The sequence below is a fragment of the Hymenobacter crusticola genome, assembly GCF_002154225.1.
Classification (GTDB): domain Bacteria; phylum Bacteroidota; class Bacteroidia; order Cytophagales; family Hymenobacteraceae; genus Hymenobacter; species Hymenobacter crusticola.
In genome coordinates, this window is record NZ_MTSE01000134.1 from 1 (window position 1) to 636 (window position 636).

At 55.5% G+C, this 636-nt stretch carries 1 protein-coding gene; it reads left to right on the top strand.

Annotation, left to right across the window (positions count from 1 at the left end; all coding sequences use genetic code 11):
• Positions 1-636, top strand: a 636-nt coding sequence (locus BXP70_RS29225) for a phage tail tape measure protein (RefSeq protein ID WP_179197917.1), incomplete at both ends; no start/stop codon positions are given.

The following is a 636-nucleotide window of genomic DNA, read 5'->3' on the forward strand; positions in this document are numbered from 1 at the left end:
CCATTCTAGGCGCGGCCCAATCCGTCTTCAGCAACCTCGTAGAGTTCAGTGACCAAGCAGCCGATGTTCGCAAAACGACAGGACTGACCGCTGATGAGTTCGATAACCTAGCCGACAGCCTAAAAGGACTGAACACCCGCACCTCGTTGCAAGGCTTGTTGGATATTGCTAAAGTCGGCGGGCAGCTAGGCATTGCCAAAGGCGATATTTTAGAGTTCACGAAAGCGATTGACGTTGCGGTCCAAGCGTTAGGGGATGACTTTTCTGGCGGCGCGGAGGAAATCGCTACCAGTCTTGGCAAGCTCAACACCGTTTTCGGAAAGGAACTAGGCCCGGATGTGGCTAAGAACCTATTGAACATCGGGTCGGCCGTCAACGAACTAGGGGCTGTGGGAGCGGCTACGGCTCCGTTCCTGACCGATGTAGCTCAACGAGTCGGGGCAGTGGCTGCGCAGACGAAAGTAGGACTCAACAACGTGCTAGCGTATGCAGCCGTGCTGGAGGAAACCGGGTTCAGTGCCGAACGATCCGGCACCGCCTTGAACCGCCTATTTTCGACCATCAGCACGAAAACGGATGCCTCGTTCAAGATCGCCAAGCTTGCGGACTCCAACCTTACCCTCAAGGAGTTCACTC